This is a genomic window from Variovorax sp. P4_B11, from assembly GCF_056402355.1.
In genome coordinates this window covers 1-5,927 of sequence record NZ_JBFUHO010000129.1, presented here as the reverse complement: position 1 = coordinate 5,927, position 5,927 = coordinate 1, and the positions used below count along the sequence as shown (strand labels likewise).

6 protein-coding genes and 1 pseudogene are annotated in these 5,927 nt (G+C 62.7%); 4 read left to right on the top strand and 3 right to left on the bottom strand.

The genetic code is table 11. The features are described from left to right. From AC1DYD_RS41005 to AC1DYD_RS40995, 3 genes are all read right to left on the bottom strand, one after another. Positions 1 to 170 (bottom strand): transposase (locus tag AC1DYD_RS41005; RefSeq protein WP_478178435.1); only part of this gene is annotated, 170 nt, incomplete at its 3' end. 336 nt (positions 171 to 506) lie between these two features. Continuing rightward, the gene (locus AC1DYD_RS41000) at positions 507 to 665 is read right to left on the bottom strand and encodes a DUF3309 family protein (protein WP_478165461.1); all 159 of its coding nucleotides are present in this window, start codon (positions 663 to 665) and stop codon (positions 507 to 509) included. Beyond that, positions 662 to 1,861, bottom strand: a complete 1,200-nt coding sequence (locus tag AC1DYD_RS40995) for a DesA family fatty acid desaturase (RefSeq protein WP_478178434.1) — start codon at positions 1,859 to 1,861, stop codon at positions 662 to 664. The genes AC1DYD_RS41000 and AC1DYD_RS40995 overlap by 4 nt, the downstream gene beginning before the upstream one ends. 233 nt (positions 1,862 to 2,094) lie before the next feature. On the opposite strand from AC1DYD_RS40995, the gene AC1DYD_RS40990 reads away from it, so the two are divergent. The 4 genes and pseudogenes from AC1DYD_RS40990 to AC1DYD_RS40975 all read left to right on the top strand — a co-directional run. Continuing rightward, the gene (locus AC1DYD_RS40990; protein WP_478178433.1) at positions 2,095 to 2,331 is read left to right on the top strand and encodes a BON domain-containing protein; all 237 of its coding nucleotides are present in this window, start codon (positions 2,095 to 2,097) and stop codon (positions 2,329 to 2,331) included. A gap of 162 nt (positions 2,332 to 2,493) precedes the next feature. Beyond that, positions 2,494 to 3,915: an AsmA family protein gene (locus AC1DYD_RS40985; RefSeq protein ID WP_478178432.1), complete on the top strand. Its 1,422-nt coding sequence runs from the start codon at positions 2,494 to 2,496 to the stop codon at positions 3,913 to 3,915. Positions 3,916 to 4,257: 342 nt separating this feature from the next. Then, on the top strand, positions 4,258 to 4,551 hold the full coding sequence (locus AC1DYD_RS40980) for a hypothetical protein (protein ID WP_478178431.1): 294 nt from the start codon (positions 4,258 to 4,260) through the stop codon (positions 4,549 to 4,551). Between the two features lie 128 nt (positions 4,552 to 4,679). After that, positions 4,680 to 4,763, top strand: a pseudogene (locus tag AC1DYD_RS40975) (DUF3309 family protein); the annotation flags it as partial. Positions 4,764 to 5,927: the final 1,164 nt, after the last annotated feature.

The following is a 5,927-nucleotide window of genomic DNA, read 5'->3' as shown; positions in this document are numbered from 1 at the left end:
GCGCTGGCGTGCAGCGGGTCCACCCGAGCGGCCATCGGCTCCACGCTCTTGCGCGACAGCGGCAGCATCAGTCCGGTGCAGTAGCCCTTGAGCCCCGCGTGACGATCTGAGTGACCCAGCCCTTCCGCCAGATGGTGCATGTACTGGTCGAACCGTTGACTCATACCCATGGCTCTTCACCCATCAGTTGAGGAAGTGCACATAATGCCTTGTTTTTATTGACACAGTAAGACTAGGTGCTCGAAGAAAAACTCGGGGGTGCGCGGAATGTGCCGTACTACCTGCGCGTGTTCATCAAGGCAGACAAATCGAGCGGGGACGGTCTGTAAAACATAGATGCTGCGGCGTATATGAAAGCCCAGGAGGCCTCGACGCAGCGTAGGCTGTCGAGGGGCCACTAGTGCGGTGACGTGGGGCGGTCGGTAAGCTACCGGCTTGTTGTTCCATACTCAGTCTCCTGGCGACGGCATCGGCGCCCGGAGGTATCGATCAACTCAGCGCGAGGGCTAGATCTTTCCCATCAACAACAGAACGACCAGGACCAGCAGCACCAGTCCGATACCCCCGCTGGGGCCGTAGCCCCAACCCCGACTGTGGGGCCAGCTTGGAATCGCGCCGAGGAGCAGCAGAACCACGATGATCAGCAGAATTGTTCCCAATGTCATTTCATTTCTCCTGTCAGTGAGTCGTAGCGGCGCAGTACTCGAGAGAATTCGCGCAGAGCACCAACGCCGCTTTGCTCAGCGCGCCGGCACCAGTCTTCCAACAGTTTCACCAACTGTTCCTTCGAGGCGGCGGATCGGCTCCACAGGTCAATGAGTTCTTGCCGCATCGAGTAGATGGTGCTCAGCACCGCGCTCGAATGCAGGGTCTGTTCCAGGGCGGCGCGCTCCTTCTCCGGCAGTCCCCTCGCGTCCCTTTGCAGCAAGTACTTGACCGAATCCAGCGCTCTGGAGTCGGTCGAACTCGGGATCGTGCTCGCCCGCAGGCGGAGGAGTTCCTCCACGGCGATCGGGCGCAAGAATCTGGCGAACTTGGCCAGCACGTCGTACCTGTGGGTGATGACGGCCTGCAGGGTACCCATGTCGCAGCGAGTCTTGGATGCGTTGTAGCGAATCCTTGGCGCCACCTTGTGCACCCTGGCCAGGTGGATCATTTCCAGGATGCGGATGTACATCCAGCCGATGTCGAACTCCCACCACTTGCTGGACAGCCTGGCGGAGGTGACATAGGCATGATGGTTGTTGTGGAGCTCTTCGCCGCCGATCAGGATGCCCCACGGCACGACATTGCTGGAGCTGTCGTTCGGCGCGAAATTGCGATAGCCCCAGTAGTGACCGACGCCGTTGATGACGCCGGCGGCGAAGAACGGGATCCACAGCATCTGCACCGCCCACATGCTGAGCCCGATCGGGCCGAACAGGGTGACGTCGATCATCAGCACGACCCCAATCCCGAGCCGGGTGTGTCTCGCGTACAGGTTGCGCTCGATCCAGTCGTTGGGGGTGCCACGGCCGTACCTTTCGAGCGTTTCGGCGTTCCTGGATTCCAGGCGATAGAGCTCGGTGCCCTCGAACAGCACTTTCCTGATGCCATGGATCTGCGGGCTGTGGGGGTCTTCGGACGTTTCGCAGTTGGCGTGGTGCTTACGATGAATCGCCGCCCATTCCTTGGTCACCATCCCGGTGGTGAGCCACAGCCAGAAACGGAAGAAGTGGCTGGCGATGGGATGCAGTTCCAGCGCGCGATGTGCCTGATGGCGATGCAGGAAAATGGTGACCGCAGCGATGGTGACGTGGGTCAAGCCCAGCGTGACCAGCACAAGACCCCACCAGGGCAGATCGAGCAGGCTAAGTTGCATCACAAGGTCCACGGCAGAACGGCGCACCGACGTCCGATGATTTCGGACGTGGTCACGATGTCCCTGTCCGCAATCCTAGTCAGGCCCGGGCCGCCGTCTGTGCGCTACCGTTCCAGCGCCGGATGACTGTCATTTGGTAGCATGGAGCGAGCCATGGGCGTTGTCTGTGCGCCACCGTACAGTCAAGACAGATCCGAAGCGATACCGCTATGGCCTGTATCTTCGTCGATAACATGGACATCGACGCGTCCAGCATGCGGGTCGAGACGCTCAATGGCACCATCATGCGGTCTGACTTCGCCAGGAACGCAACGGAAAAGAGCATGGCCGAGAGCTTCGCGTGCAAGGTCAACGGTGTGAAGGCGGTCAAGAATGAGATCGCCGTGCGTCCCTCGGTCCCTTCGCGCCATCATCGTTGCGGCCACTGGGGCACCAGCTACACCGCCGGCCACGCCCCCCGCACCCCATGACGCAGTTCGTAGTGGGACGCCGTGTTCGTGAGGTTTGATGTGCTTTTCGTCACGTGCTCCTTTGCCTTCGTCGCCTTGGACTCGCGGCACCAACACTTTCGTCCCACCGGCGCGCGCGAGTTTGTCTGGTAGCGAACACCGACCTCGGTGACAGCTGAGCCGATGGCACGATCAACCAGAACCCTCCTCTTCGTCGCTATCGGGTTGGCGGGTCTTCTCGTCCTTGTCGCGGGGGCGCTGCTTCTCCTTGTGGACGGCAACGTCGGCAAGGCGCGCTTGGAGGCGGCGGCTTCGCGCGCCTTGGGGGTGGAGGTCAGCGTCGGCGGACGGCGGGGAATCAGCTTCTTCCCCGGCATGCTCGTCACGCTCGAGGATGTGCACATTCACAACATGGGGAAGGACCTCGCATACGCGAAGCAGGCCAGGATCGAGGTCGGCCTGCTGCCCCTACTCAAGAACGAGGTGCAGGTCGAGAGGATCACGCTGCAACACGCCACGGTCTCCATCGAGAAGGACCGCGATGGCCGCTTCAACTTCGAGCAGCCGGAGGCCGCCGCAGCAACGCTGCCTCCACTGGACTGGCCGAACGTTTCCCTTTCGCACGGGACGCTCGTCTACGTGGACCAAGGATCCGGGGGAGGGTTCGAGGCTGCGGATTGCCGCCTGGACATGCATCGCCTGCGGCTTTCGGGCGGGCAGGTCGCGAACCTCATCAAGGACCTTTCATTCACCGCAGAACTCGCTTGCGGGGAGCTCCGCAACGAGGGCCTCACGGTGTCGGATCTGAAGTTCTCGGCCGTCGCGAAGGACGGGGTCTTCGATCTGAGCCCGCTCACGGCGTGGATCTTTGGCACGCAGGGATCGGGGAGTCTACAGGTGGACGTTTCGGGCGCCGTCCCGCAATACCGCATCCAGTACTCCCTCCCGCAGTTCCCCATCGAGGAGTTCTTCAAGACCATGGCGCGGCAGAAGGTCGCAGCAGGCCGGATGGACTTCTCCGCGAACCTGTCGATGCAGGGAACCGGTAAGGAGATGCGGCAGTCCGTGAAGGGGCAGATCTCGCTGCGCGGCAAGAACCTCACGCTCCGTGGCGGCGATCTGGACGCGAAGCTTTCGCGGTTTGAGTCCAGCCAGAACTTCAGCCTCATGGATGCGGGGGCCTTCTTCTTCGCCGGGCCTCTCGGCCTGGTGGTCACCAAGGGGTATGACTTTGCGAACATCCTTCAGGGGACGGGTGGCAGCAGCGAGATCCGCGCGCTCGTGTCCGACTGGAAGGTCGAGCGCGGCGTGGCCCACGCGCAGGATGTGGCGATGGTAACGAAGGAGAACCGGATCGCCTTGCGCGGAGGGATCGACTTCGTCAACGGCCGGTTCGACAACGTAACCATGGCGCTGATTGACGCGAAGGGCTGCGCCAAGGTGCGGCAGCGAATCAACGGCACGTTCCAGAATCCGCTGGTGGAGCAACCGAGTCTGCTCGCGTCCCTCACCGGGCCTGCGCGCGGACTGTTGCAAAAGGGCAGCGAGCTCTTTGGCGAACGCTGCGAAGTGTTCTACACCGGTTCGGTGGCGGCGCCGAGATGACTTCGCGCGAGGGCGCACCGCCCGACGCTCGATGGCGCTATGTGCCTCAGCGGACAGACGGCGCAGGACCTCGTCCATAAAGTCGAGCGTAGCGGCAATGGACGAAGGAGCGATCGCCGTCCATCGCAATCGCTTTGATGACGACGCGAGGTAGTCCCGGGTCGCGAACGGGCCAGCGCTGGCGCCCAGCGAGACGCGCAGGTAGTCGGGCCTTCGGCCTCGATGCGCAGCGAGTACTCCATGCGATAGACGATGCCCGGTGCGACATTGCGCTTGCGGCCGACGGTGAGCAGCAGCGCATCGTCCGCGGGCCGGTGAGGCCTGGCACGAGCGCACGTTCAAATGCAGGAACAGTACATCGCAGACTCGGACCGCCAACTTGTACGCCGGTGCGAACGCTGCGAAGGGCTGATCAAGCCCGGCATAGGCGTCGCCCTCGACGTGATCGCCGCTCCTGCTGGAGCTCAGGTACAGCGGCCGTTGGAAGGCGTTGTCGATGAACTGCGGGCGCAACGCGTCGTGCCTGGCGCGCAACGTTTCCGCGGCTCCTGCGGTGTCGCTCGACTGCGCGCCGCAGACCGCGGCCAGCGCCATCACCACCTGCATCAGCGGGCTGCCCATGGCATTTCAGCGTAGGCGGCGCCTTCCCGCGTGTCTGTGCGCTTGCGGACGCGGAATATTCGTCGCTGTGTTCGCCAGCGCACTGACCAGTGCACGGCGCGCGCCTACGCCGCCTCAGGGCTCGCAACTTCGAGGAGAAGCTCATGGGCCTGGCAACCATACTATTGATCGTGCTGATCCTCTTGCTGATCGGCGCCGTTCCAACCTGGCCGCATAGCAGGACCTGGCGCTGGAGGAGCCATCGTCGGCAGCCCGCTCACCGTCGGCAACGAAGTACTGTTGCTGCGCGACGAGCCGGCCACGTACCAGGCGATGTTCGCGGCCCCCCCCTTGGGTTACTAAAGTTGTGGGAATTTTCGACTAGGCCCGACGAGAGATGCGGAATCTGCGAGAAAACCCGTCGCTCCAAACCAACAGGCGACCGGGTCACTCACTATCCAGGCATCCACGTTCGCATTGCGATTGGCCACAAGCGTGCACAAGCACAAGCGCTTCGCCGGCACAGGCCTTTAACTGATCGGAGCCCGTCCCTCCCGGCCCCGGGAGGCCTGCGAGACCGAGCGGCCGCTTTCGGGCACGCTCGGTGTCCGCTGTAGGCCCGGTTAGGGCCCGGAACGTCGGTTCGCAACATTCGGGATCTGTCGTTCACATGACGCTTCGCCATGCCGCTCGATGCACAAAGTCAGGTATCGGTGTGGAGCCGTCGGTCATCCAGAAAATCGCCCAGGTCGGCTTTCTGAAGGCACTGTCGTTCCGCCGCGAAAGGCGACCGGCTGCAACCAGTCTTTCTGAGACATTCGCTTGATCGGGCCTTGCACGTATCGGGCCGAGAAGCTCGCGTTATGGTGCCCAATAGTCGGCCCTCGCTGCATCCCGGACTTCGGTAGCCTCCACGGGTCACGAGGGATGGGGTGGCGTGCCGACTGCTCCTGAGCGTCTGGATCGACATGAAGGACCCCAGTGATTGGGTGCATGTCCAGAGTGCCCTACGCAGAAGTACGGGCGCCCCGCGTTCGACCAAGGGGCCAGCCGGGAATGGGTAGCTCCGGATGCGGAGCTGTCGGTGGGAAAATCCAGGGGCGTGCTGCTGCTCGGCTCCTGGAAGGCGCGGCAAGGTGCGACCGAAGCTGCGTAAGCGCTCTGTTGACCACGTCCCTTGTGCCCTGATGACCTTTGGGGCAGTGATCGCGGGGTGATCGGATGTTTGTCATTGGCGGGTGGTGCGCGAGAATCGCGGTCGTTCCCACATCCGGTTCAATCGATGGCCACCCCGTTTACCCCGTTGAGCGAGGCCGAGTTCAACGAACTCGACCAGTTCCTGCTCTATGACGTCGATACCGAAGACGTCATGACACTGGACATGGTGGATGGGTTTCTGCATGGGTTTCTGC